The following is a 24818-nucleotide window of genomic DNA, read 5'->3' on the forward strand; positions in this document are numbered from 1 at the left end:
GGGAGGGGGCGCATGGATAAGGCCGGTGGGCGGCTGCGGATCATTCCTGGCGATGTGGTCCAGGGCGCCGAGGCTTGGGAGGTGCCCGACTTCGAAGAGCCGGAGCGCGAGCGACAGCGGCAGATTGAGCGTGAAGAGGCGCAGCGGTTACAGCGGCTTGCCGAAGAGAAGCGGCAGCGGCAGAGGCAGCGTCGCCGCCAGGCTGTCTACGAGCGGTTGCGCCAGGAGGATGAGGCGCGGCGAGTTCTGCCGAGCGAGCACGAGATTGAGCAGATCCACGCCGAGGCGCGTCGTCAGGGTTACCAAACCGGGCTGCGTGAGGGGCGGCATGAGGGGTACCACGCCGGCTATCCCGAGGGTTTGCGTGCTGGTGAGGCCGATGGTCGGCAGGCTGGGGCGCAGCTGGTGCAGCAACTGCGCGCCTTGCTTGACACACTAGGGCGTCCGCTTGAGCAGCTTGATCGTGAGATTGAGGATGAACTCTCGCACTTGGTCTACGCTGTCGCACGGCGGATGGTGCTTGAAGAGTTGCGCACCGAGCCGGCCCATACGGTGGCCGCGGTGAAGCAGGCACTGCGCGAATTGCCGGCCAATCAGCGCTGGGTGAGCGTGCATCTTAATCCGGCGGAGATCGCTTTCGTAGAAGAGCAGCTGGGCGCGGATGAGGCGCGCCGGGGGTGGTCGATCACTGCTGATCACCAGGTCACGCGCGGCGGTTGTATCGTGCGAACCGAGATCTCGCGTGTCGACGCCAGTGTCGAGCGGCGTCTTGATGCGATTGCCGAGCAGCTGCTCGGTGATGCTCATGCCGCCGAGGAGAGCGATTCGATCGAGCGAACGTATCGCGGAGGCAGTGAGTCGCGCGAACACTCGCGCTCGCGCTCGACTGGGGTGGCAGGATCAGGGGCGGCGACTGACGAGGCGGCTGCAGAGGGCACGGAGGCTGCCGCGTCGGCGGCAGATCCGGGCAGCAGCACGGCGGGCAGTGCAGCCGACGCGGCAGCAGCCGGCGCGGCTGATCGTTCCGCTAGCGGGGGTGGGGGTGGAGAAGCAGCCGGTTCCGGGCAAGAAGGGCAGACGGCACCGAAAAGCCGCCGGCGCCGTCCGGGGCGGCGGGCGTCACGCCGCGATTAACGGTGCCTCTGGGTAGCTTTTGTGGCCGATGCGCGGACGACGGCCGCGGGCGGCGAAGCGGCCGCGCCTCCGATGATGGCGAGGATGCGGTGATACGCTATAAACGGAGATTTAGCCGATGAGTGAAGCGGCGCCGGCCCAGGTGCGTACCCAGCCGCGTGGCGATGAGTCGAGCCATAGACCGAGCCATTGGTCGAGTGGTTGGGCAGGTGGCCTACGGCGCCGGGTCGAGGGGCTGGAGCCGGTTCGGCCGCCGGTCGAGGGGGAGTTGCGGCGGATGGTCGGCTTGACCCTAGAGGCGGAGGGGTGCAGGGCGCCGCTCGGGGCCCGCTGTACGATTGAAGATGGTGGTTCCGGGGTCGAAGCTGAGGTTGTCGGTTTCGCCGGGGATCGGCTCTATCTGATGCCGACCGGTGATCTCAACGGGGTGATGCCCAACGCCCGGGTGGTGCCGCGCGGGACGGCAGCGCAGGTCCGTGTCGGTGAAGAGCTGCTCGGGCGTGTGGTCGATGGCGAAGGGCGGCCGATCGATGGTCGTGGACCGCTTAAGGCGCGTGACCGCACACCGCTGATGGCTGAACCGGTCAATCCGCTGCAGCGGGCGCCGATCGATACACCGCTCGACGTTGGCGTGCGCGCGATCAACGCCCTCTTTTCCGTGGGGCGCGGCCAGCGCATGGGACTGTTTGCCGGCTCGGGGGTTGGCAAGAGCGTGCTGCTCGGGATGATGACCCGTTACACGACCGCCGATATCGTCGTCGTCGGCCTGATCGGTGAGCGGGGTCGTGAGGTGCGCGAGTTCATCAGCGAGATCCTTGGGCGTCACGGGTTGGCGCGGGCCGTAGTGGTGGCCGCGCCGGCCGACACCGCGCCGCTTTTTCGTCTGCACGGAGCGATGCGGGCGACCAGTATTGCCGAATATTTCCGTGATCAAGGCTATAACGTCCTGCTGTTGATGGACTCGCTGACCCGCTATGCACAAGCGCAGCGAGAGATCGGCCTGGCAATCGGCGAGCCACCGACGACTAAAGGTTACCCCCCCTCGGTCTTCGGCCTGTTGCCGCGTCTCGTCGAGCGAGCCGGTAACGGGGGCGATGGCGGCGGTTCGATCACCGCTTTCTACACGGTCTTAGTCGAGGGCGACGATCAGCAAGAGCCGATTGCCGATGCTGCCCGCGCCATCCTCGATGGTCACCTGGTGCTCTCGCGCGCCTTAGCCGACTCTGGTCTCTATCCGGCGATCGACGTCGAAGGATCGATCAGCCGCGCCATGATGGCGATCACTGAGCGGTCGCACCAGCGTTTGGCGCAACGCTTTCGCGAGTTGTACGCTGCCTATCGCCAAAACGAGGATCTGATTAGCGTCGGCGCCTATCAGCGCGGCAGCGATCCGCTGGTTGATCAGGCGATCGCCTATCAAGCGCACATGCGCGCCTTTCTACAGCAAGATGTCAGCGAAGCAGTTGACTACAACGAGTCGTTGGCTTCGCTGGGTCGCCTGCTGCGCGAGGCTGGGCAATGAGCGGGGTTAAGCGCTTGCGCCCCGTCGAGCGCCTGATGCGCCAGCAACAGGAGCAGGCCGCGGCCGATTTGGCACGGGCGCAGGGTGAGCTACAGCGCAGTGAGGGGCAGCTGACGAGCATCCTGGGGATGCGTCAGGAGTACCAGCAGCGCTTGGTAACGAGCGGCACCAGTGGAACCATTGAGGCGGCCCGGCTGCGCGACTTCAACGCCTTCTTGGGTCGTCTGGACGAGGCGGTGGCACAGCAGCGGCAAGGTATTGCCGAGCAACAGCAGCGCGTCGTGCAACTGCATCAGCGGTGGCTGCAGCACTGGGAGGCGCACCGCCGGATCGAGCGAGTCATTGAGCAGCGGCTTGATCAAGAACGCAGCGCAGCGCAGCGGCGCGAGCAGCGTGAGGCCGACGAGACAGCTCGGCTCTTTTTTCAGTCGGCGCGGCGTCGATCCTCCGATAGCGAGTAGGGTAGCGGTTGATTGGTGGGGCTCGTCTGCACCACTTCGCAGACAGCTGGCCTGATGTTTGCATGTATCCCTCCTATAGAGCTCATCCCCGAGTTGGCGAACCGTCCCGTTGGAGGATTACGCATGCCCTCTTTGCAATTGGCTGCCGTGGATTTCGATCCTAGCGGTAAGAAGACCTTAGCGGCTGCTTCGGGCGCTGCAGAGCAGGAAGGGGGCTTCTTGGATGCGCTGTTGGAAGTCGCGGCCGGTGGTGACCGCGACGGCAAAAAAGAGGTGCTTAAGCTGCTGGATGCTGCCGCGAGCGGCAAAGGGTTGCCGGGTGAGGACGGGTCGCCGTCCACAGCGCTGCGCGCAATGCTCGCCGGAGAAGGGGGTGGCGAGAGCTTAGCCGCGCTAGCCGCGGAGTGGCGCTCTGCCGAGCGGGCAGCGGGGGGGGACGATGTTGATGCGGCCCAGCTCGGTGAACGCGCTGCCGGTCTGAGGGGATACGACCTGTCGCGTGCGTCCATGCCCGCTGACTTCGCTAGGGAAGGTGACTCGGTTCTTGGAGAGGCAGGGAATCCGGAATTTCCAGCGAAACCCCAGGAAGGGGTACGTCCGGGGCGCAGCGCTCTGGAAGCGATGCTTGATGCGGGAGGCGGTGGTCTGTTGACGAGCCGGGTGCTGCTGGGTGGCCAGTCCGATACCTCGGGCGGGGGTGATGAGCCGGTCTGGAGTCTTGAGCTGGCGGCATCAGGAGACTCCCTCAACCCCGAAAAGCTCGCCAGTGAGCGGGCGCAGGTGCTTGATTTGCTCGCGGAGTTGGAGGCGCAGGGATTGGCTGGCCGCGAGTTGGCTGAGGCGCTTGAGGGGCGACTGGCCGAATTGACGGATGCAGGTCAGTTGCAGGCCTTCGAGGTGATTGAGCGGCCAGTCGGTGGGCATGTCGGTGGGCAGTCGGTCGAGGGGTTGCAGAGACTGGCCGAGAGCAGCGGCCCGGAGGCGCGCGCTGGAGGGCTCTGGTCGCTGGGAGGGTCGCTGGGCGGCGAGGTGTTCAACGGGGCGAGTGAGCGCACGCTGACGCAGAACGTGCTCGGTGAGCAGCTGACCCGGGAGGTCCGTGCTGGGCAGTTGCTGGGCAGTGTGGCAAGCGGCACGGCTACCCTCGGGACGGAGGCAGGCTCACAGCTCGGAGTTCAGGGCGGCGGCGGTGAGCGCCTGGGGCACGGCGGTTACGGCGGTTCTGCGGGCGGCCAGCAAGGGGGGCAGGGCGGCAACGGCACAGAGAGTCTATTGCAGGCCTTGGAGCGGGCGCAGGAGCGCCGTGAAGAGAGCGGCGCGGCGGCCGGCGGCGGGCGTGGCGGCGAGTTCGGCAGCCTGCTGGCCGCAGCACAGGGGCTCGACGGAGGGCCTCGTGGCGGGCCGGTGCAGTTGAGTCTGCAGCAACCGCCAGGGCAGCGCGGCTTTACCCCAGCGGTCGGGGAGCGGATCGACTGGATGGTCAAAGAGGGGGTGAAGGAGGCGCGCCTGCAGCTCAATCCGCCGGGGATGGGGCACCTAGAGATCAAGATCAGCGTCGGTGAAGAGCGCACGGCCGTGCAGATCATCGCCCACAACGCCACGGCCCGTGAGGCGTTACAAGAGGATCTGCAGCGGTTGCGGCAGATGTTGGCTGAAGAGGGCCATGCCGATGTCGACGTCGAGGTGAGTGATGGTGGCACCGAAGAGCGAGACGAGGAGGGGCCGACTCTGGCCGATGCCGCCGGTGAAGCGCGTCGTGGTGGTGACGGGGCAGTCGGGGAGCCGGAGGCGGCGGCTGCAGAGAGCAGCAGTGGGGCCGCCGGCCGAGGGCTCGTCGACCACTACGCCTGATCCTGCCCCCGAGACGGCGCGTGCCCCCGGGGGCAGGCCCGCTCCTGCTCCTGTAACGGACCCCAGATTGGACCAGATTAGGACGCTGGCCTTGGGCCGAGGCGCTTGCTGAGCAGCCGCAGCGGTGCCGCTGCTGCGGCGATGGCGACCAGGACCGGCGCGAAGGGCAAATCGGCGAGCAAGGCCGTAACGTAAGAGACCGTGTAGAGAGCGGCCGCGATCAGCCCGCTCCACAGCACGGCGAGGCGCCAACTCCCGGCTAAGGCGAAAGCGATCCAGGCAGGGATAAAGACCAGGGCGAAGGCGGCCATCACCCCCATCACTAAGGCGGCGACGGCGATAGCCACGGCTGCGAGCAGATCGAAGCCGACGGTTACCGGCCACAGTGGCCGGCCGTTGGTGCGGTCGTGGCCGGGGAAGAGTTCACTGCGCAGCAGGCTACGGGAGAGCAGCGGAAGCGCGATTGCCGTCGCCGCGGCAATACTCAGCGTGGCCCACAGTTCGGCGCTGGCGGCGAAGTAGAGCTGGCCGTCAACGAGGGCATCGCCGAGGATCTTGGCGTGGTGGGTGAAGGTGGCACCGATCAGCATTGCGGCCCATCCGAACAGAATCAGCCAGGCGTAGACGTCGTTTCCGCTGCGTTGCAGCGCCCCCTTTACGAGCACCGCGATTACGCTTGCTCCCAGTGCCGCGGCCAGCGGCGGAGCACCGATTATGACGCCAACGACACCGCCAGCCCCGGCTAAATGGGCGAAGCCGAGCGCGGCTAGCCACTCGGCGCGTAGGCGCAGATAGAGACCGGTGATAGCAACGACGATGGCGGCCATCAGGCCCGCGACAAAGGGGAGGCGAAAGAGTGGGTCGAAGAGTAAATCCATGGCAGTACGAGTCGTCTGTGTTGGCTCTAGTTTGTGCAGGCGAATGGGGCTGATCGCCGGCTGCGGATAGAGGCGCCGCTCCGGGGTTCGCCCGGCGGAGGGGCTTTAGGCGGCCTGGCGAAGGCGGATCTCTTCGCTAGGGCGTCCCTCTGGCGTCAGCTTGATAATGCGATGGCAGACTTGCTCAACGAAGTCAGCGTCGTGGCTGATCACCAGGGCGCCGCGCTCTGTATCGAGTTGGCGCAACCCGGAGATCAGCAATTCGCGCCCCGTAGCATCGAGGTTGTTCGTCGGCTCGTCGAGCAACACCAGGCGGCCAGCATGGCCGAGTACCGACCAGACCAGTATGCTCTGTCGCTGACCACCACTTAAGCGGTCGATGCGCAGAGGCAGCAGATGTCGTAGCGCCGGCGGCAAGATTTCTGGCGAGGCGCCCATCAGGCGAAAGACCTCGCCGCCACACAGCGGCAGCTCCCCGCCTTGGTAGGGGCTCTGCGCCTGACAGGCGACCCCGGTATCGGGGGCGAGCCAAAGGTCGCCAGCAAAACAGCGCGCTTCACCGGTTAGGACGCGCAGCACAGTGCTCTTCCCGGCGCCGTTTGGTCCAGTAAAGCCGACTACTTCGCCGGCGTGGACGCTCAACGAGAGGGGGCCGATAACCGGGTTTGCGTAGCCGGCCTCAAGGTTGGTGATGCGAAGGAGGGGGTCGTTGCGCTGCATGGGTCTTCTGCCGTGCCAGGATGAGTGGTGTCGCCGATATTATTGACAACGATTCTCGTTTGCAAGGTTTCGATCGTCGCAACCTGACCTGGCCGCTATTGCTGAGGGCGGCCGCTTCGTTGTGCGCCCCCAAAGGTGCAGGTAGAGTGAGGGGCCTAGATGGGCCGGCTTGACGCGAACAGTTTCGTGGCGGGTGGTCGGTTGGGGGCCGAATTGCGTTAGAATAAGGCGCGGCTTTTGGCCGGACGGCACCGGAGTGGCAGCCCGCGTTCGTCCCGCGGCCGACGCTGGGTGAGCGAGTTGGAGCGGCTGGGCCTACGAGCGAGAGTGAGTGCCGGCGCGTGAGCGGCAGAGAGTAGCCCTGGGGGCGACAGGGGAGGAGGCGCGGTAGTGCCAAAAATTATCTACGTATTCATGGGGATCATCACCTTGCTGCTGGCAGGGACGATGGGCTTGGTCGGGGCGATGGCCCTCGGTTACATCACCCCCCCCGGTGTGCTCAGCGATCAGGAGCCCGAGCTCGGTGATCCGATCTACATGAGGCTGGAGCCGCCGCTGACTGTCAATTTTGAGCGCGGCCAGCGCATCAGTTACTTGCAGGCCGAGATTGAGCTGATGGCCCGCAGCGAGGAGGCCCTTCAGGGGGTCGAACGGCACATGCCGGTTATCCGCAATAACTTGCTGATGCTCTTCGCCGATCAAAGTTTTCAGGAACTCAATACTCGGGAAGGACGCGAGCGACTGCGGCAGGAGTCCTTGGAGGAGATCAACGCGCTGCTTGAGGAGCGCGGGGCAAAAGGACAGATCGAAGCGGTCTACTTCACGAGTTTTGTGATGCAGTAGCCGAGCCGGTTGTCGGGTCCGCTCTTCCACGGGGCCGCTAGCCGATAAGCGCACGAACCCGGGTGAGTGCCCGGGTGGACCTAGAGCAGCGAACGCGGGCGGTGTGTGACCTATGGCGCAGCAGGATATCCTCAGCCAAGACGAGATTGACGCCCTTTTACACGGGATCGACGATGGCGATGTCGATACCGGTGATGAAGAGGATACCTCTGAACTTCGGCCGTACACCTTTACTGCTGAAGAGCGAATCGTCCGGGGGCGGATGCCGACCCTGGAGATGGTCAACGAACGTTTTGGGCGTCTCTTCCGTATCGGCTTGTTCAATATGCTCCGGCGTACCCCCGAGGTCTCGGTGACCGGCGTCGAGATGATGAAGTTTGGCGAGTACGTCCATACCCTTTTTGTGCCGACGAGTCTCAACATTATCCGGGTCCCGCCGCTGCGTGGCACCGGCCTGTTTGTCATCGACCCGAAGCTGGTCTTTCTTGTCGTCGATAATTTCTTCGGCGGCGGCGGGCACTTTTATCTCAAGGTCGAGGGGCGCGAGTTCACCCCAACGGAGCAGCGGGTGATCCGGTTGCTACTCGATCAGGCCTTCGACGATCTCTGCGAGGCGTGGAACCCCGTTCTCGGCGTCGACTTTGAGTACGTTAACATGGAGGTGAACCCGCAGTTTGCCAATATCGTCAGCCCGACCGAGGTGGTCGTGGTCAGCAAGTTCCATGTCGAACTCGATGGCGGCGGCGGCGATATTCACGTCACCTTGCCCTATACGATGGTTGAGCCGATCCGCGAGATCCTCGATGCAGGCGTGCAGTCGGATCGCAACGATGTCGACGATCGCTGGGCGCGCGCCCTGCGCGAGGAGATGAAGACGGCGAAGGTTAAGCTGCACAGCACGCTGGCGCGCGCCCAGATCACGCTGCGCGATCTGATGTATCTGAAAGCTGGCGATGTCATCCCCATTGATATGCCGGAGCAGGTTGTGCTTGAGGCCGAAGAGGTGCCGGTCTTCTACGCCACATACGGCGTCTGTGAGGGGCACGCCGCAGTCCGCATCGATGGGAAGATTCAGGCCCCGGAGCGGGAGACGCTCTTGCCAGAGCGAGATCAGGTGCGGCAGGAGGAGCGCGGCCGCCGGGGTCAGCAGAAGGCGCGAGGCAGCGGCAACAACGGCGACGGTGGAGCACAGGGAGGCCGCCAGGGGGGGGAGGAGCCTCCGCGTGAGGGCTCTGTGCAGCAGCAGATCGCCCGCATTACGGCGGAGCAGAGCGGTGCGTCAGCGACGCCACCGGCGGGAGAGCGGCAGCGGCAGCCGGTCGGCAGCTACGAGGTGGATGACGAATGAGCGAAGAGAAAAGAGACGAGCAGGCGGACCCGAAAGGGTGGGCTGAGGCGCTCGACGAGCAGCACCGAGAAGAAGAGGCAGCGGAGGCGGCCGCTGAGCCGCCACCGGGTGGCGCTGCGGCTACCAGTGCTGCAGCAAGAGGCGACAGTGCGAAGCCCGACGCCGGTGGCGACGATGATACCATCGTCGATGATGCGATTGCCGATGCTGATCTTGCGGAGGGGGCGAGTGGGCGAGCCAGTCCGCCGGGTGGTTCGGCGGGGGGAGATGGTGGTGAGGCGCGTGGCTCAGTGTCGACGCGTGCGCGAGGGCGTAGAGTCGAACTCGATGAGTTCGATCCGGCAGCTGCTGCGCACGAAGGGGGCGAAGAGGAAGGGAACATCGATGTCATACTCGATATTCCAGTAACCCTTTCGATGGAGATCGGGCGGACTCAGATCAGCATTCGCCACCTGCTGCAACTCAACCAGGGCTCCGTTGTGGAGCTCGATCGGCTGGCTGGTGAGCCGCTTGATGTCATGGTGAACGGTACACTGATCGCCCACGGCGAGGTCGTCGTCGTCAATGAGCGCTTCGGTATCCGGTTGACGGATGTCATCAGCCCGGCCGAGCGGGTGAAGAAGCTACGCTAATGGGCGCTTTGATGCGCGCTGCAGGTTCGTTGCCGGTGCTTTGGGGCGTGTGGGGCGTGGCGCTGCTTGCTGGCAGCGCGCTCGGCTGTTCGCCGACTGCCGCCTGGGGCGATACTGGGGGGGCGCAGGGGGGAGTGCCCGGAGTCGAAGCGGCAGCGATCGCGCGTGTGATTGTGGCGCTGGTTGTGATTGTGGCGCTGATTATCGCCTTGGCCTGGATGTTGCGGCGCTATAGCGGTGCGGGGGTTGCGGTATCCGGGCAGATGCGAGTGCTCGGGACGTTGGCCGTCGGACAGCGCGAGCGGGTGGTGTTGGTGCAGATTGGCGAGGCGCAACTGGTGTTGGGGGTGGCACCGGGGCGGGTGCAGCTGTTGCATTTTGCCGAGGCGCCCTTGGTGGAGGAGCGCGCAGCCCCCGAGGGGCGTGCAGCGAGTCCGTTTGCAAGCCGGCTGCAGCGGCTGATGCAGCGCGAAGATCACTCTTAGGGGCCATGCCTAAAATACGCACCTCGTTTCTCCTTATCGGGTTGGTGCTGTTCATCGTGCCGACGTTGGTTTCGGCACAGCCGGCGCTGGAGGCGTTGAGCATCCGCGATACCGAGGATGGGCAGGTCTGGAGTTTGAGTCTCCAGATCCTTGTCCTCATGACGCTGCTCACGCTGTTGCCGGCCATGGTGCTGATGATGACCGCGTTTACGCGTATTATCGTTGTGCTGGCGATCTTACGCCAGGCCATGGGGACGGCCTCGACCCCCTCAAACCAGGTGCTGATCGGGCTGGCACTCTTCTTGACCCTCTTCGTCATGATGCCGGTCTTCGATGAGGTCAACGAGGTGGCCCTGCAGCCCTACCTGGCCGAAGAGCTCGGGCCTGAAGAGGCGCTCCAGGAAGCGAGTCGGCCGATGCGCGACTTCATGATCCATCAGACGCGCGAAGACGATATCGCGATGTTCTTGCGCATTGCTGGCTACGGCGAGGTCGAGACCCCGGACGACGTGCCTTTGAGTGTGTTGATCCCGGCCTTTATGACGAGTGAGCTTAAAACCGCATTTATCATAGGTTTTATTCTCTATTTACCCTTTCTTGTCATCGACATGGTGGTTGCGAGTACCCTAATGTCGATGGGTATGTTGATGCTCTCGCCCATGATCATCTCGTTGCCATTCAAGATCATGCTATTCGTCCTCGTCGACGGTTGGTCGTTGATCATGGGAACACTGGCGGCGAGTTTCTTTTTCTAGCCGGAGGGCCGTCGCGATGGGGCGGAGAGGGGACAGCGGTGAGGTCCGCTTGGGCCGAGGCCGCTCGGGACCTGAAGTTGTCTGCCCTGTCGGCTCTGCAGGTGTAAGGGTGGCAGGAGAGAGAGATGACCCCTGAGTTGGCAATTCAACTGGGCAGCCAGGCCTTAACCGTCGCTGTGCTGTTGGCTGGTCCGATTCTGCTGGCGGCACTGGTGATCGGTTTGATTGTGGGGATGTTTCAAGCGGCGACTCAGATTAATGAGCAGACCTTGTCGTTCGTGCCGAAGCTCGCCGGCCTGGCGGTAGTCCTCTTTCTGCTGACACCGTGGATGACGCGGATCTTGACTGACTTTACCGAGCGGCTCTTTCGCGCCATCCCGGGGATCGTGAATTGAATGGAGTTCACTAGTGCCGAGGTCGTTGCCTGGGTGGGGGCTTTCATGTATCCGCTGATGCGGGTCGGGGCGGCGGCGTTGGTCGCGCCGGTCTTTGGCAACGACATGATTCCGGTACGAGTCCGCATCTTACTCGGTGCTGCCCTGACGGTGGCGGTATTGCCGGCCGTCGGTCCGACGCCGCCGATCGATCCGCTCTCCCTCGAAGGGCTCATGATCGCCCTGCAGGAGGTTCTCATCGGCCTGACAATTGGCTTCGTGTTGGCCTTGGCACTGAATACTGTGGTGATCGCTGGAGAGAGCGTCGCCCTGGCGATGGGGTTGGGGTTTGCGACGATGATCGACCCGCAGACGGGGATGTCGGTGCCGGTGATCTCACAGATCCTGCTGGTGGTTGCTACCTTGCTTTTCCTGGCGCTCGGTGGCCACTTGATGGTGGTGCAGTTACTGGCCGACAGTTTTGCGGTGATTCCGGTCGGGGCGCTCGTCATCGAGCGGGATCTCTTCTGGGTCGTAGCGACGTGGGGGACGCAGATGTACGCCGGTGCCGTACTGATTGCGTTGCCACTGGTTACGGTCCTGCTGGTGATCAACCTGTCGTTGGGCGTGATGACACGCGCGGCACCGCAGATGAACGTCTTTTCGGTCGGTCTGCCGCTGACCATATTGGTCGGCGGAGTGCTGTTGCCGATCCTAGTGTTGCCGGCGCTGCCGAACCGCATGGCGATGATGTGGAGCGAGGCCTATAACACCCTCGGGGCATTGCTCGGGGTGCCGGGAGTGGGAGGCTGAGGCGTGGCTCAGGAGAGCGAAGACGGCCAGGAAAAAACCGAAGAACCGACCCCGAAACGCCGTGAAGATTCACGCAAAAAGGGCCAGGTGCCGCGCTCGCGGGAGTTGACGACGATGCTCATCCTGCTGATCGCAGCGCTCGCCATGCTCTTTCTCGGCAGCTGGATGGGGGGGCGCCTAACCAGTCTGCTGGAGTGGTCGTTCACCGTCGATCGCAGCCACCTCTACGATCCCGAGTTCGCTATTCAGCGGCTGCACGAGGCGATCGGCCACGGTCTGCTGACGGTAACTCCCTTTATCGCGGTGATGATGCTGGCTGCCCTGTTGGCCCCGACGGCGCTCGGCGGCTGGAGCTTCTCGTTCCATCCGATGGCGCCGAAGCCAGAGAAGCTAAGCCCGCTGAAGGGCTTCCAGCGCATGTTCGGCACCAAGGCGGCGGTGGAGTTGGGGAAGGCGCTCGGCAAGGTGTTGGTCATCGGCGGGACGGCAGTCGGCCTCTTTGTGCTCTTCTTCGATCACTTTTTCCTGATGAGCCAGCAACCGCTCGGGCCAGCGATGGCCGAGGGCGTGCGTCTGTTCTATATCTTCTTCTTCCTGCTGGCGTTGTCGATGATTGCTGTGGTTGCGATCGATATTCCGTATCAGATCTACGATCACACCCAGAAGATCCGCATGACCCGCCAGGAGGTTAAGGAGGAGTATAAGCAGACGGAGGGCAAGCCAGAGGTCAAACAGCGGATACGCGAGCAGCAGCGCGAGATTTCCAATCGGCGAATGATGGAGCAGGTGCCGAATGCCGATGTGGTGATCACCAACCCGGCGCACTTTGCCGTCGCTTTGCAGTATGATCAGGCGCGGATGCGGGCGCCGAAAGTCATCGCTAAGGGGACGGACTTGGTCGCCTCGCGCATTCGCGCCGTTGCCGAGGAGCACGGCATCTTGATCTTCCAGGCGCCGCCGCTGGCGCGCGCGTTGTACTATTCCGCTGAGCTTGAGCAAGAGATCCCGGCTGAGCTCTACTTCGCCGTGGCGCAGGTGCTGGCCTACGTCTATCAGTTCCAGGCGGCTAAACAGCGCGGCTGGGAGCCGCCTGAACGCCCGAAGCCGGAGGTGCCGAAGGGGTTCGAGCCGGAGGGTGAGCGGGGCGCATCTGGCGGGCGTGATTCGGGTGCAGCCGCGGGAGGCGATCGCCGCGATGGCAGCCAGCGTGACAATCGAGGGGAGAGCGGGCGTCGATGAGTAACGTCATCGCTGATCAAATCCGCAGCATCGGCTCGCGAGGACTCGGCACGCCGCTGATCGTCGTCGCTTTGCTGGCGATGATGATCATCCCGCTGCCGCCGATAGCGCTCGATCTGCTCTTTACCTTCAATATCGTGCTGTCGCTCTCGATCCTGCTGGTTACGATCTACATTCTGCGTCCGCTCGATTTTGCCGTCTTCCCGACCATCTTGCTGATTGCTACCCTGCTGCGCCTGGCCTTAAACATCGCTTCGACCCGGGTCATCCTTCTGGATGGTCACACTGGTACCGATGCCGCAGGAAAAGTCATTGAATCATTTGGTGATTTTGTTGTAGGGGCGAACTACGTCGTCGGTTTCGTCGTCTTTGCCATCCTGGTGATCATCAACTTCGTCGTCGTCACCAAGGGTGCTGGGCGGATCTCCGAGGTGACCGCACGCTTTACCCTCGATGCGCTGCCCGGTAAGCAGATGGCGATCGATGCCGATCTTAACGCCGGGCTGATTACCCAAGAGGAGGCGCGTACGCGCCGCTCGGAGGTGGCTCGCGAAGCCGATTTTTACGGCTCCATGGATGGTGCGGCGAAGTTTGTCCGCGGTGATGCCATCGCCGGTATCGTCATCTTGCTGATCAATATCGTCGGTGGCCTGATTATCGGCATGGCGCAGCACGGGATGCCGGCCGATGAGGCAGCGCGCAACTACACCCTGTTGACGATCGGCGATGGCCTGGTGGCGCAGATCCCCTCGCTGGTGCTCTCAAGCGCGACCGCCATCCTGGTGACCCGCAACTCCGACAGTCGGCAGATGACCGACGAGGTGCTGGACCAGCTCTTTAGTAATCCGCGCGTGCTGTGGGTGGTGGCGGCGGTGATCGGCCTGCTCGGCTTGGCGCCGGGGCTGCCGGCATTGCCCTTCCTGCTTTTCTCCGCGCTGTGTGCGGCCGGGGCGTGGTTTGCCGGCTACCGGAAAGCGGAGATCGAGGCGGCAGAAAAGCAGCCGGAGGCAGGACGCAGCGAGGGCGAGGGGCGAGATCCGGAAAAACGCGAGCTGACGTGGGACGATGTGCCGCCGATTGACCCCATTGGGCTGGAGGTCGGCTACGGTTTGATCCCGCTCGTCGACCGCAATCAGGGCGGGCAACTGTTAACTCGGATCAAGGGGGTCCGCAAGAAGCTGTCGCAAGATCTTGGGTTTTTAGTGCAACCGGTGCATATTCGAGATAACCTTGACTTGGCACCGAATGTCTATCGAATCAGCATCCACGGCGTACCCATCAGCGAGGCCGATGTGCATCCGGGGCGCGAGATGGCGATCAATCCTGGGACGGTACACGGTGAGTTGCCGGGCAATCCGACGAAGGACCCGGCCTTCGGCCTGGAGGCCGTGTGGATCGAAGCGGCGCAACACGACTATGCGCAGACGCTGGGCTATACCGTGGTCGATGCCAGTACCGTCATCGCCACGCACTTATCGCAGGTGGTCCAGCGCAATGCCCACCAACTGTTCGGGCACGAGGAGGCGCAAAAGCTGCTTGATATCCTGGCGCAAAGTCAGCCGAAGCTGGTTGATGAGGTGGTGCCGAACACGGTCCCCCTATCGGTTCTGGTCAAGGTGCTGCAGAATCTGCTTGAGGAGTCGGTGCCGATTCGTGATATGCGGACGATCATCGAAACGCTCGCCGAGCACGGCCAGAAGAGCAAGGATCCGGGGGTGTTAACGCAAGCGGTGCGCGAGGGTTTGAGTCGCATGATTGTGCAGAGCATTGCCGGTATGGAGCAGGAGCTGCCGGTTATTACCCTCGAGCCGCAGTTGGAGCAACTGCTGCTGAATAGCGTGCAGGGGGCAGGCGATAGCGGTGGTGGCTTTGAACCAGGGCTGGCGGAGCGCATTCAGCACTCTCTGGGTGATGCGGTGCAGCGTCAAGAGGCAGCCGGACAGCCGGCGGTGTTGCTGACTTCGCCACCGCTGCGCGGGTGGTTGCGCCGGCTGACTCGCAATACGGCGCCGGGGCTCTACGTGCTCTCCTACAACGAGGTGCCCGATGAACGTCAGGTGCGCATTGTGGCCACCGTTGGCCAGGGTCAGCAAGAGTTAGGCAAGCAGGGGTAACTCCATGCGAATCAAGCGTATTTTTGCCGCCAATACCCGTGAGGCCCTGCGTAAAGTTAAGGAATTGCACGGCCCGGACGCCGTCGTCTTATCGTCGCGGAGCATCGACGGTGGGGTCGAGGTGATCTCGGCGATCGACTACGATGAGCAGGCGGTCCGGGCCGCGGCCCAGGCTCAGGACCCGCGTGCTGCCGAGATTCCGCCGCTGGAGGGGGCGCCGGGGCCGCGCCCTGGCGCCCCCGATGCACCCCTTGGCGCTTCACCTGATCCGCACCGCGCTGACCATCGTCAGGCCAGCTCGGGTGCCCCCGGCACTGAGGGAGCGCAGACGGCAGGAGGCGGGCGCCGGGATCGCCCAGGGGGGCAACAGGCTGTAGCCGCATCCAAGCCCAGCCCGGACCGTGAGTGGTTGGCCAATCCGCCGCCCACCAGCCGTGATTCCCCGGCGCTAGAGCCCCTCAAACGAGGCCACGGAGGTGCTTATGGTGCAGCGACGGCCATGGATGTGGCGGAGACAGGAGAGGATGATGAGGGGGCGCGTGCGCGCCGTGCTGCTCTGGCGCGCTTGCGTCGGCTGCGTGCCGACGGAGTCGCCGATGATGCTCTGCCGAGGTCCGGTGCCGGAGGGGGGGGCGCTGCTCTGATGGAGCGACCGGGCCTGCCCGGCCCCGCCGATGCGACCGATCCAGGACGCATCAATGTGCGGGTAGGCGGCGATGAAGAGGAAGAGGCGGAGCTGTTCGCCGCGTTGAGTCGCGAACACGGCGAACGCGAGCGCGAACGTGCGGAACGGCCGCGCCCGCGAGGCGGCGAGCGGCGTCGCCCAGGCGGACAGGGGGGAGGGGAGCAGGCGACCGAGCGAAGAGCGGTAGCGCCGCTGCTGTTCGGACAGCAGGGCGCTGCGGCGCCGCGGGCGGATGCGAGCGTTGCGCCTGACCGAAAAAAAAGCGGGCTGTGGACCGAGACCGGGGAGGCGCAGGCTGAGGCGGCGCCTTGGGCGCAGCATGCTAACGCGGAGCGGGCGGGTGAGCGTGTGGCCACAGCGAGTGCTGGCTGGGCGCGCGAGGAGACGCGCGCTAGGGGGGGGGCGGTGCCGCGGCGCGGCCGGGCGAATGAGGACCCCGCTCTACAGCAGATGCGCGATGAGTTGCGCACGCTACGGACCCTCTTTGAGAATCAGCTCTCAATGCTGGAGTGGGGGCGCATGGGGCACCGCCACCCGGCGCGCGCGGCGGTGATTAAGCGGCTCGCCGAGCTCGGCCTGGGGGCCGATGTCAGTCGTCGACTGGCCGATCATATCGGTAGCGACGACCCGCCCGACTCAGCCTTTCGTAAAGCGCTGGCCCTGATCGCTCGGAATTTGCCGGTGGCCGGCGATGAGATCGTCGAGCGCGGTGGGGTGGTGGCGCTCGTCGGCCCGACTGGGGTTGGTAAGACGACGACGGTGGCTAAGTTGGCGGCGCGTTATGCGCTGCGCCACGGCCGTGAAAAGGTGGCCCTGGTCAGCACCGATAACTATCGGGTCGGGGCGCAAGATCAGCTGCTGACGTATGCGCGGATTCTCGACGTACCGGTCTACACAGCAACGAATCGCCACGAACTGCGCAATGTAGTCGACGATCTCTCCGGGCGCGGCTTGGTACTCATCGATACGGTCGGCATGAGTCAGCGCGATGTGCGTTTGGCCGAGCAATTCAAGACCCTGGGCAGCGGCGAGGGGCTGGTCCGGACCTTCTTAGTGCTCTCCGCCGCGACTCAACTCTCGACGTTGACCGAGTCGGTCAGTGCCTTCTCCGGTGCCGCTCCGGTCGGCTGCATCCTGACTAAGGTCGATGAGGCTACGACCCTGGGCGGGGCCTTGACGTGTGCACTGCGAACCCGGCTGCCGTTGGCCTATCTAACAACCGGGCAACGGGTCCCTGAAGACCTGCAAGCGGCTCGAGGTGATATACTCGTCCACCGGGCGTGTGCGCTCTTGGATGAGCATAAGCAGGAGCCGGACGAAGAGACCTTGGCGCTCTCTCTGGGTGGAGGGGCTCATGTATCTGAGTGAGGCGAGCCTGGATCAGGCGGCGGGACTGCGCCGAATGAGCGCCGCTAGGCCGGTCAAGGTGATCGCGGTGACCGGTGGTAAGGGCGGGGTTGGCAAGACGAACGTCTCCGTCAATCTGGCCGCCGCGCTGACTCGCCTCGGCTCCCGGGTGATTCTCTTCGATGCCGATCTGGGGCTGGCGAATGTCGATGTGTTGCTCGGGCTCTCGCCACAGCGCAACCTCTCTCACGTCCTCTCCGGGCAGAGCAAGCTCAAGGAGGTTTTGCTTGAGGCGCCGGGGGGCTTTACCATTGTGCCGGCCTCCTCGGGCACGCAGCACATGGCCGAGTTGAGTGCAGCGGAGCATGCAGGGCTGATCCGCTGTTTCAGCGAGCTTGAGCACGATGTCGACGTGTTGATTGTCGATACCGCAGCGGGGATCTCGAACAGCGTGGTGAGTTTCGTCCGCGCCTGTCGTGACTTGATCATCGTCGCCTGCGATGAGCCCTCCTCGATTACCGACGCCTATGCCCTGATCAAAGTGCTCAATCGGCAAGGGGTCGAGGGCTTTCATATGGTCGCCAATCGGGTCCGCAGCCAACGTGAGGGACAGATGCTGTACCACAAGCTGGCCATCGCTACCGAGCGTTTCCTCGACTTGCGCCTCGACTTTCTCGGGGCGATCCCAGAGGATGACCGGCTCAGGCGAGCGGTGCAGAAGCAGCAGCCGGTGGTCACCGTCTACCCGAACAGCCCGTCGGCACGCGCTTTCCACGACTTGGCGCGGCGTGTCGACGGCTGGCCGTTCCCGAATGGTACGACGGGCAATCTGCAGTTTTTCGTCGAGCGCTTGATCGAGTATAGCGCCCGGCACAGGGAGTTGGCCGGATGAATGGCCACGCCATGTACACGGCGGTGGCCGCACAGGGCGATGACGATTTGGTGACGCGCTACGCCTCTTTGGTCAAACGCATCGCCCACCATTTGGCCAGCCGGTTGCCGGCCAGTGTCCAGCTTGAAGACTTGATCCAGGCCGGTATGATCGGCCTGTTAGAGGCAGCGCGGCAGTACGATGCAGGGCAAGGTGCGAGCTTTCAAACCTATGCAGGCATTCGCATCCGTGGCGCGATGCTCGATGAGATGCGGCGGCTCGACTGGACGCCCCGCTCAGTTCACCGTAAGGGGCGTGAGGTGGCTGAGGCCGTGCGGCAGATCGAGCACGAGACTGGGCGTGATGCGCGTGATCACGAAGTGGCTACGGCGATGGGTATCACGGTTGCTGAGTATCATAGTATTCTGCAGGACGTATCGACAGCCCGGGTCTTCAGTATCGATCAGGAGGATCCGACCACGGGTGAGGTCCACGAGCCGCAGGGTCATGAGCCGGGGCCTTTGGCGATCTTGCAGGGTGAGGCGTTCCAGGCCGAGTTGGCTGAGGCCATCCGCGAGTTGCCGGAACGGGAGCGCCTGGTCATGGCTTTGTATTACGATGAAGAGCTGAATTTGCGCGAGATTGGAGAAGTTCTTGGGGTTTCGGAGTCGCGAGTGAGCCAGATTCACGGACGCATCATGATCAAGCTGCGCAACCGGTTGGCTGACTGGACCCGCGAGATTCAAGAGCGAACGGCGTAACCAGGCCTCGGAATTAGGGGGGCGATGTGGCAGCGGATAAGAATATGAAAATCCTCGTCGTGGATGATTTCTCTACGATGAGGCGGATCATTAAGAACCTATTACGGGAACTGGGCTACAACAACACGGTTGAGGCCGATGATGGCAACACCGCGCTGCCGGTACTGCAGAAGGGCGGGATCGACTTTCTGATCACAGATTGGAACATGCCAGGCATGACCGGCTTAGAGCTGCTGAAGCGGGTTCGCGCAGATGCCAACCTCAAGGATATGCCAGTTTTGATGGTCACGGCCGAGGCGAAGCGTGAACAGATCATGGAGGCGGCCCAGGCCGGTGTAAACGGTTACGTCGTCAAGCCGTTCACCGCCGCAACCCTGCGCGAGAAGATCGACAAGATCTTCGAGCGAGTAAACGCCGGGGGCGGAGGGTGAGCATGGCCTTAGAGAGCAGAGTCCCCGAGAACGCCGCCATGGAGGCGTATCGGACGGCTGCCCGGCAACTTCTTGAGTACGTCGATGCTGGAGATGCCGAGGGTGCACAGAGCGTTATCGACGATCTGACCCATCTGCGCGAGACAGAGCTGTTCCGTGAGCTCGGCACGCTGACGCGCGATCTGCACGAAGCCATTAAGGCGTTTCACTACGATGAGCGCTTGGCCGATATCACCGAGTCCGAGATCCCGGATGCGCGCGAGCGTCTCAATTACGTGATTACCATGACTGAACAGGCGGCGCACCGCACCTTAACGGTGATCGAGGAGAGCACGCCGCTCGTACAGTGGGTCGCCGATGAGGGGGCGCGGCTCGCCGAGCAGTGGCGGGCGTTTCGCCGGCGCGAGCTCGAAGTCGAGCAGTTCCGCGAACTCTGCCGCGAGCTTGATGAGTTTCTTGAGCATGTGCAAGAGAACGGGCAGCGGGTCACTTCGCAGCTCAACGAGGCGTTGATGGCTCAGGATTATCAGGATCTTACCGGGCAAATTATCCGGCGGGTGATCGCCTTGGTCGAGGAGGTTGAGGGGAACCTGGTGCAGTTGGTGCGCATCTCCGGACAGCGCATGGTCGATGATCCACAGCGCGATGAGCGGCGCCAAGCCCAAGCGGATGCCCGGATGCAGCAGGGTGAGGGGCCAGCGGTGCCCGGCAGTGGTCAAGAGGGGGTGGTCAGCGGCCAAGACGAGGTCGACGATCTGCTTTCTAGTCTTGGCTTCTAGATTCCCGGCGCGGAGTCACCGGGGTAGCCCCCGCTAACCTCCGGTTGTCTCGGCGCCCGGTGGTGTGACCGGCGGCGCTGATGCCTCACGGCGGTGTGCATCCGCGAATCACGACAGCACAACTTTGCGGGAGGCCCACGCATGGCCATCGATCTCGACGACGATATTGTCCAGGACTTTCTGGTTGAATCCAGGGAGATTCTCGAGCGCCTGGGTAGTCAGCTCGTGGATCTGGAGCAGCGCGGCGACGATAAAGATCTCCTTAACTCGATCTTCCGCGGTTTTCACACCATCAAGGGTGGTGCCGGGTTCTTGGGGCTGAACGCGTTGGTCGAGGTTTGCCACCGGACGGAAGACATCTTTAACCTGCTGCGCAATGGGGAAAAGCAGGTCTCAGCTGACTTGATGGACACGGTGTTGCGGGCGCTTGATGTGGTCGTCGAGCAGTTCGGTCAAATCGAGAATGGCCAGGAGCCGCAGCCAGCCCCCGCTGATCTCTTGAGTGTGCTCGATCAACTCAAACAGCCCGATGGCGCCGCCAGTGGTGCGCAGAGTGTCGCCAGCAATAGTGGCGCTAAGAGCTCCCCCCTCTCTGATCCCGATCTCGATCAACTGCTGAGTGAAGAGGAGCAGCGGACTGCCTCGGGAGCGGGCGGGGCGGCTGAAGACGGCTCGGGTGCGCCACACGGTGGCGGCGATGAGATCACCGATGAGGAGTTTGAACAGCTGCTCGATGAGCTGCATGGGAAGGGGCGGCACGCTGGCCGGCCGCCGGCAGTCGAGGCCGCCGAGGGGCGGGCGGCGGAGATCGAGCACGCTGCGGCGAGCAGCGATGAGATCACCGAAGAGGAGTTCGAGCAGCTGCTCGATACCCTCTATGGGCCAGGGGCTGCGCCCGGCCGGAATGGAGCGCCAGTTGGTACCTCAGAGACGGCGACCACCGGGCCATCACTGGCTGCTGCAGCGGAAGAGGTGGAGGATGCGTCGGGGGCGGACCCTGCTGCGCAGCCCGCTGAACGACCTGCTGCGGCCCCTGTGACCCCATCGGCACAGGCGGCAGAGAGTCGCACCGCGGGCGATGCTGCTGGGGGTAATGCTAACAACGGTGCCGCCGGTGCTGGGGGGGGTGGCGGCGGCCGGGGCGGTGGCGGCAGCGGCAAGACAAACGGTAAGGCAAGCGGCGATGCCGGCGGAGGCAGCGCTGCAAAGACCGAATCCTCAGTTCGAGTCGATACGGCGAAACTCGATGAGATCATGAATCTCGTTGGCGAGCTCGTTTTGGTGCGGAATCGTCTGTCGAACTTGCGCGATGTCTTTGAGGACGATCGCATGGGGCAGGCGGTGAGCGATCTTGAGCTGGTCACTTCGGATCTGCAAAGCGCGGTCATGAAGACGCGCATGCAGCCGATCAAAAAGGTCTTTGGCCGCTTCCCGCGAGTAATCCGTGACTTGGCCCGACAGCTGCAGAAAGAGGTGCGCCTGGAGACCCAAGGCGAGGAGACCGACCTCGATAAGAACATGGTCGAGGCGCTGGCCGATCCGATGGTCCACTTGGTGCGCAACGCCGTCGATCACGGCGTCGAGTATCCGCACGAGCGCGAGGCGGCCGGTAAGCCGCGCGAGGGTACGGTCACGCTGGCCGCTGAGCAGGAGGGCGATCACATCCTCCTGATCATCGCCGATGATGGCCGCGGTATGGATGCCGGTAAGCTGCGCGAGTTGGCGGTACGCAAGGGGCTGATGGATCAAGAGAGCGCTTCCCGGCTCGACGATAAAGAGGCGTTTAACCTGATCTTCCATGCAGGGTTTTCGAGCAAGGAGGAGATCAGCGACGTCTCGGGGCGTGGGGTCGGCATGGATGTGGTTAAGAATAGCCTGGCGAAGCTCAACGGCACCGTTGATATCGACTCCGAGCTCGGGCGGGGCACCGTGATGCGGATCCAGTTGCCGCTGACCCTGGCGATCTTGCCGACGCTGATGGTCAAGATCTCAGGGCGTAAATTTGCCCTACCGATGTCAGTGGTCCGCGAGATCTTCGAGATCAACGATGTGCGCACCAGCGTCGTTAACAATCGGCTGGTGGCGTTGGTCCGTAACAAGGCGATGCCGCTCTTCTTCCTGGAGCGCTGGCTCCACCAAACCGGCGAACCGGTGCTGCGCACCAAGCACGAAATGGCGCCGGTCGCTAGCAATGGCGATGGCAACGGCAGCGGCGACGAGGCTGAGGATGAGCGGCAGGTCATTACGGTGATTGTCGGCAATCAAGCCGTCGGTTTCGTCGTCGATGAGGTCATCGGCCTTGAGGAGGTGGTGATCAAACCACTCGGTGCTCTACTCCACGGTTTGCCTGGGCTTGCAGGCTCGACGATCACCGGCGATGGGCAGATTGCCCTGATCGTTGACATCCCAAGTTTGATCAAGGCGCACGGGAGCCGTCTCTAGCGGCGCGCTTTGTCGGTGCATGCATGTGCGGTGCGCGCGGTGAGCTGCACCGTTTAGCGCGGTGCGTCGGCGCGTGAGCATGGCTACTGCGGCGACCTCCGGGGGCAGAGGAGATGGGGATTGAGCATTCGTGTGCTGGTTGTCGATGACTCCGGCTTTTTTCGGCGGCGTATTCGCGCCATGGTCGAGTCGCACCCGCAGCTTCACGTCTGTGGGGAGGCGGCGAACGGGCGGGAGGCGATCACCTTAACGGAGCGCCTCTGTCCCGATGTGATCACCATGGACATTGAGATGCCTGAACTCGACGGCATCTCGGCTGTGCGTCAAATCATGCGCCGGCGTCCCACCCCGGTTTTGATGTTCTCATCGCTGACCTACGATGGCGCCAAGGCTACCCTTGAGGCGCTCGAGGCCGGCGCCTCCGACTTCATCCCCAAGCGTTTTGCCGATATCTCCGGCGATATGGCCCAAGTTCAGCGCCAGTTCTGCGAGCGGCTGGTCGAGCTCGGTGGTGGCGCACGCGGCGGCGGGCGGCGCCAAGGAGAGGCAGCGGCGGCGGCCGCCGCCGGTAGCAGTCCGCACGAAAGCTCACACGAAGACGAGCACTCTTCCCCGCGGAGAGCCGTGCCGCCGAGCAGTGAGCGGGCTCGCGGCGGGGAGCGAGGTGCGCAGCGTTCGCCGCACGGAGCAGCCGCTGCACCCGGCGGCGGTGCAGCGGGTAGGGGGGGCGCACGCGCTGCCGGTTCGTCGGTCACGGATCCGAGCGTGGATCGGGGCGCAGCGGCGCAGCGCAGTGGCGCGGTGCTTCCCGAGGCGGGACGGCGGGCGGCGCACGTCAGCACCCGGACGGGGGCGCGAGCGGCTCCGCGGGTCGCCGATTTGGAAGTGGTCGTGATCGGCTGTTCGACCGGCGGGCCGGTCGCCCTACAGCGGGTCTTAACGGTGCTACCGGCGAGTTTCCCGTTGCCGATTCTGGTCGTGCAACACATGCCGGCCTCCTTTACTCCGGCCTTCGCCGAGCGGCTCAATGAGCTGTGTCAAGTGCGTGTGCGCGAGGCGCAGGATGGCGATTTACTGGTGCCAGGGGAGGTCTTAATCGCCCCCGGTGGCCGTCATATCGGGGTCCGCGGGCGCGGTGGGGCGCTTAGCGTCTACAGCTATGAGGGGCCTTCCGAGCACCACTACAAGCCGAGCGTCGATATCGCCTTCAGCGAAGTGGCGCGGGCGGCTCCGGGGCGGGTGCTCGGGGTCGTGCTGACCGGCATGGGGGCCGATGGCGCTAAGGGAGCGCGGGTGCTCAAGGAGGGGGGGTCGTGGGTGTGGAGTCAAGATGAGGCGAGCAGTGTGATCTACGGTATGCCGGCGGCGGTGGCCAAGGCAGGACTCAGCGATCAGGTGCTGGCGCTCGATCAGGTCGGGCGTGAGCTTGCGCGCTTACGCTGAGGCGGGAGCGGTATCGTGATGCGGATATGGACGGTGGCCAACCAGAAAGGGGGGGTCGGGAAGACCACCCTGGTCACCGCGCTTAGCGGGTTGCTGGCGCAGCGTGGCCATTCTGTCTTGATGGCCGATCTCGATCCGCACGGCTCCTTGACCAGTTATTTCGGTTACGACCCCGATGGGGTTGAGCCGAACCTCTACGACCTCTTTCGCCACCCCGAGCGCCCCCCGCCGCGCGAAGTGGTTCACCCGACTGCGGTCGATGGTCTCTATCTGTTGCCCGCCTCGACCGCCTTGGCCACATTGGACCGTCAGCTTGGCACCCGCAAGGGGATGGGGCTGGTGCTGCGGCGCGGCCTGCAGACGCTGGCCGCCGACCGTTTTGAGTATACCTTGCTCGATTGCCCGCCTATGCTCGGGGTGCTTATGATCAACGCCTTGGCTGCTTGTAACCGCTTGGTCATCCCGGTGCAGACCGAGTTTTTGGCGCTCAAGGGGCTTGAACGGATGGTCCACACCTTGGAGATGATGCAGCGCTCACGCACCCGTCCGCTGCCCTATACGATCGTCCCAACCCTCTACGATCGGCGAACCCGGGCGGCCCAGCGTGCCCTTGAGGAGTTGCGTCAGCGCTACGGGCGGCACATTTGGGGCGGGGCGATCCCCGTCGATACCCAGTTTCGCGAAGCCAGCCGCGATGGTCTACCCTTGACCGTCCAGTTGCCGTGGTCACGCGGCAGTATCGCGGTTCGTAAGTTGCTCGATGTCCTGATTAAGCAGGAGCGGGCGGCGGGCCAGGAGGAGATCGGCGATGGCTAAAAGACGGCCGCCAATCACCGAGCAACACCCTCGCCAGGAGTGCGGGCCGGAGAGCCTAGGGGGTGGCCCAGGGG

At 64.0% G+C, this 24818-nt stretch carries 22 protein-coding genes and 1 pseudogene; 21 read left to right on the top strand and 2 right to left on the bottom strand.

Translation table 11 applies throughout. The features are described from left to right. The 4 genes from CKO15_RS10290 to CKO15_RS14395 all read left to right on the top strand — a co-directional run. The coding region (locus CKO15_RS10290) for a flagellar assembly protein FliH (protein ID WP_207124051.1) at positions 1-1134 on the top strand (1134 nt) is incomplete at its 5' end. A gap of 118 nt (positions 1135-1252) precedes the next feature. Then, positions 1253-2656 (top strand): flagellar protein export ATPase FliI, encoded by a 1404-nt coding sequence (gene fliI, locus CKO15_RS10295; protein WP_242464722.1) that lies wholly within the window; start codon positions 1253-1255, stop codon positions 2654-2656. Further along, positions 2653-3117 carry a flagellar export protein FliJ gene (gene fliJ, locus CKO15_RS10300; protein ID WP_200195842.1) on the top strand — a complete coding sequence of 155 codons (465 nt, stop codon included), beginning with the start codon at positions 2653-2655 and terminating at the stop codon, positions 3115-3117. Before fliI ends, fliJ begins: the two co-directional genes overlap by 4 nt. A 123-nt stretch (positions 3118-3240) precedes the next feature. Then, positions 3241-4968, top strand: coding sequence for a flagellar hook-length control protein FliK (locus CKO15_RS14395; RefSeq protein WP_200195844.1), 1728 nt, complete (start codon positions 3241-3243; stop codon positions 4966-4968). Between the two features lie 77 nt (positions 4969-5045). On the opposite strand, the gene CKO15_RS10310 is transcribed toward CKO15_RS14395, so the two are convergent. Then, on the bottom strand, positions 5046-5846 hold the full coding sequence (locus CKO15_RS10310; protein ID WP_200195846.1) for a metal ABC transporter permease: 801 nt from the start codon (positions 5844-5846) through the stop codon (positions 5046-5048). A 105-nt stretch (positions 5847-5951) separates the two neighbouring features. Next, complete coding sequence (locus tag CKO15_RS10315; protein WP_200195848.1) at positions 5952-6566, bottom strand: ATP-binding cassette domain-containing protein; 615 nt, start codon at positions 6564-6566, stop codon at positions 5952-5954. A 390-nt stretch (positions 6567-6956) separates the two neighbouring features. On the opposite strand from CKO15_RS10315, the gene CKO15_RS10320 reads away from it, so the two are divergent. The 17 genes and pseudogenes from CKO15_RS10320 to CKO15_RS10400 all read left to right on the top strand — a co-directional run bounded on the left by CKO15_RS10320 (position 6957) and on the right by CKO15_RS10400 (position 24744). Continuing rightward, positions 6957-7409 (top strand): flagellar basal body-associated FliL family protein, encoded by a 453-nt coding sequence (locus CKO15_RS10320; RefSeq protein WP_200195850.1) that lies wholly within the window; start codon positions 6957-6959, stop codon positions 7407-7409. Positions 7410-7521: 112 nt separating this feature from the next. Next, positions 7522-8484: pseudogene (fliM, locus tag CKO15_RS10325) on the top strand (flagellar motor switch protein FliM); the annotation flags it as partial. 269 nt (positions 8485-8753) lie between these two features. Beyond that, on the top strand, positions 8754-9389 hold the full coding sequence (gene fliN, locus CKO15_RS10330; RefSeq protein ID WP_200195852.1) for a flagellar motor switch protein FliN: 636 nt from the start codon (positions 8754-8756) through the stop codon (positions 9387-9389). Then, entirely contained in the window at positions 9389-9874 is a 486-nt protein-coding gene (gene fliO / locus CKO15_RS10335; protein WP_200195854.1) for a flagellar biosynthetic protein FliO, read from the top strand. Before fliN ends, fliO begins: the two co-directional genes overlap by 1 nt. A 5-nt stretch (positions 9875-9879) precedes the next feature. Then, positions 9880-10629 carry a flagellar type III secretion system pore protein FliP gene (gene fliP / locus CKO15_RS10340; protein WP_200195856.1) on the top strand — a complete coding sequence of 250 codons (750 nt, stop codon included), beginning with the start codon at positions 9880-9882 and terminating at the stop codon, positions 10627-10629. A 125-nt stretch (positions 10630-10754) separates the two neighbouring features. Further along, on the top strand, positions 10755-11024 hold the full coding sequence (gene fliQ, locus CKO15_RS10345; RefSeq protein ID WP_200195858.1) for a flagellar biosynthesis protein FliQ: 270 nt from the start codon (positions 10755-10757) through the stop codon (positions 11022-11024). Beyond that, positions 11025-11816 carry a flagellar biosynthetic protein FliR gene (gene fliR, locus CKO15_RS10350; protein ID WP_200195860.1) on the top strand — a complete coding sequence of 264 codons (792 nt, stop codon included), beginning with the start codon at positions 11025-11027 and terminating at the stop codon, positions 11814-11816. 3 nt (positions 11817-11819) lie between these two features. Next, positions 11820-13055 (top strand): flagellar biosynthesis protein FlhB, encoded by a 1236-nt coding sequence (gene flhB / locus CKO15_RS10355; RefSeq protein WP_200195862.1) that lies wholly within the window; start codon positions 11820-11822, stop codon positions 13053-13055. After that, positions 13052-15169 (top strand): flagellar biosynthesis protein FlhA, encoded by a 2118-nt coding sequence (gene flhA, locus CKO15_RS10360; RefSeq protein WP_200195864.1) that lies wholly within the window; start codon positions 13052-13054, stop codon positions 15167-15169. The genes flhB and flhA overlap by 4 nt, the downstream gene beginning before the upstream one ends. Before the next feature lie 4 nt (positions 15170-15173). After that, entirely contained in the window at positions 15174-17222 is a 2049-nt protein-coding gene (gene flhF / locus CKO15_RS10365) for a flagellar biosynthesis GTPase FlhF (protein ID WP_242464723.1), read from the top strand. Then, on the top strand, positions 17209-18093 hold the full coding sequence (locus CKO15_RS10370; protein ID WP_274600143.1) for a MinD/ParA family protein: 885 nt from the start codon (positions 17209-17211) through the stop codon (positions 18091-18093). The genes flhF and CKO15_RS10370 overlap by 14 nt, the downstream gene beginning before the upstream one ends. Beyond that, on the top strand, positions 18090-18833 hold the full coding sequence (locus CKO15_RS10375; protein WP_200195866.1) for an RNA polymerase sigma factor FliA: 744 nt from the start codon (positions 18090-18092) through the stop codon (positions 18831-18833). Before CKO15_RS10370 ends, CKO15_RS10375 begins: the two co-directional genes overlap by 4 nt. Positions 18834-18877: 44 nt before the next feature. After that, the gene (cheY, locus tag CKO15_RS10380) at positions 18878-19264 is read left to right on the top strand and encodes a chemotaxis response regulator CheY (RefSeq protein ID WP_200195867.1); all 387 of its coding nucleotides are present in this window, start codon (positions 18878-18880) and stop codon (positions 19262-19264) included. A 2-nt stretch (positions 19265-19266) separates the two neighbouring features. Next, positions 19267-20043, top strand: a complete 777-nt coding sequence (locus tag CKO15_RS10385) for a protein phosphatase CheZ (protein WP_242464724.1) — start codon at positions 19267-19269, stop codon at positions 20041-20043. Positions 20044-20184: 141 nt separating this feature from the next. Beyond that, on the top strand, positions 20185-22485 hold the full coding sequence (locus tag CKO15_RS10390) for a chemotaxis protein CheA (protein WP_200195870.1): 2301 nt from the start codon (positions 20185-20187) through the stop codon (positions 22483-22485). 120 nt (positions 22486-22605) lie between these two features. Further along, positions 22606-23928, top strand: coding sequence for a protein-glutamate methylesterase/protein-glutamine glutaminase (locus tag CKO15_RS10395; RefSeq protein WP_200195872.1), 1323 nt, complete (start codon positions 22606-22608; stop codon positions 23926-23928). An 18-nt stretch (positions 23929-23946) separates the two neighbouring features. Then, positions 23947-24744, top strand: a complete 798-nt coding sequence (locus CKO15_RS10400; protein ID WP_200195874.1) for a ParA family protein — start codon at positions 23947-23949, stop codon at positions 24742-24744. Positions 24745-24818 lie beyond the last annotated feature (74 nt).

The sequence above is a fragment of the Halorhodospira abdelmalekii genome (assembly GCF_016583625.1).
GTDB classification, from domain to species: domain Bacteria; phylum Pseudomonadota; class Gammaproteobacteria; order Nitrococcales; family Halorhodospiraceae; genus Halorhodospira; species Halorhodospira abdelmalekii.

Coding starts and splice junctions, on each gene's coding strand:
- fliI (WP_242464722.1), top strand. CDS start 1,253: ATGAGTGAAGCGGCGCCGGCCCAGGTGCGTACCCAGCCGCGTGGCGAT.
- fliJ (WP_200195842.1), top strand. CDS start 2,653: ATGAGCGGGGTTAAGCGCTTGCGCCCCGTCGAGCGCCTGATGCGCCAG.
- CKO15_RS14395 (WP_200195844.1), top strand. CDS start 3,241: ATGCCCTCTTTGCAATTGGCTGCCGTGGATTTCGATCCTAGCGGTAAG.
- CKO15_RS10310 (WP_200195846.1), bottom strand. CDS start 5,846: ATGGATTTACTCTTCGACCCACTCTTTCGCCTCCCCTTTGTCGCGGGC.
- CKO15_RS10315 (WP_200195848.1), bottom strand. CDS start 6,566: ATGCAGCGCAACGACCCCCTCCTTCGCATCACCAACCTTGAGGCCGGC.
- fliN (WP_200195852.1), top strand. CDS start 8,754: ATGAGCGAAGAGAAAAGAGACGAGCAGGCGGACCCGAAAGGGTGGGCT.
- fliO (WP_200195854.1), top strand. CDS start 9,389: ATGGGCGCTTTGATGCGCGCTGCAGGTTCGTTGCCGGTGCTTTGGGGC.
- fliP (WP_200195856.1), top strand. CDS start 9,880: ATGCCTAAAATACGCACCTCGTTTCTCCTTATCGGGTTGGTGCTGTTC.
- fliQ (WP_200195858.1), top strand. CDS start 10,755: ATGACCCCTGAGTTGGCAATTCAACTGGGCAGCCAGGCCTTAACCGTC.
- fliR (WP_200195860.1), top strand. CDS start 11,025: ATGGAGTTCACTAGTGCCGAGGTCGTTGCCTGGGTGGGGGCTTTCATG.
- flhA (WP_200195864.1), top strand. CDS start 13,052: ATGAGTAACGTCATCGCTGATCAAATCCGCAGCATCGGCTCGCGAGGA.
- flhF (WP_242464723.1), top strand. CDS start 15,174: ATGCGAATCAAGCGTATTTTTGCCGCCAATACCCGTGAGGCCCTGCGT.
- CKO15_RS10370 (WP_274600143.1), top strand. CDS start 17,209: ATGTATCTGAGTGAGGCGAGCCTGGATCAGGCGGCGGGACTGCGCCGA.
- CKO15_RS10375 (WP_200195866.1), top strand. CDS start 18,090: ATGAATGGCCACGCCATGTACACGGCGGTGGCCGCACAGGGCGATGAC.
- cheY (WP_200195867.1), top strand. CDS start 18,878: ATGAAAATCCTCGTCGTGGATGATTTCTCTACGATGAGGCGGATCATT.
- CKO15_RS10385 (WP_242464724.1), top strand. CDS start 19,267: ATGGCCTTAGAGAGCAGAGTCCCCGAGAACGCCGCCATGGAGGCGTAT.
- CKO15_RS10390 (WP_200195870.1), top strand. CDS start 20,185: ATGGCCATCGATCTCGACGACGATATTGTCCAGGACTTTCTGGTTGAA.
- CKO15_RS10400 (WP_200195874.1), top strand. CDS start 23,947: ATGCGGATATGGACGGTGGCCAACCAGAAAGGGGGGGTCGGGAAGACC.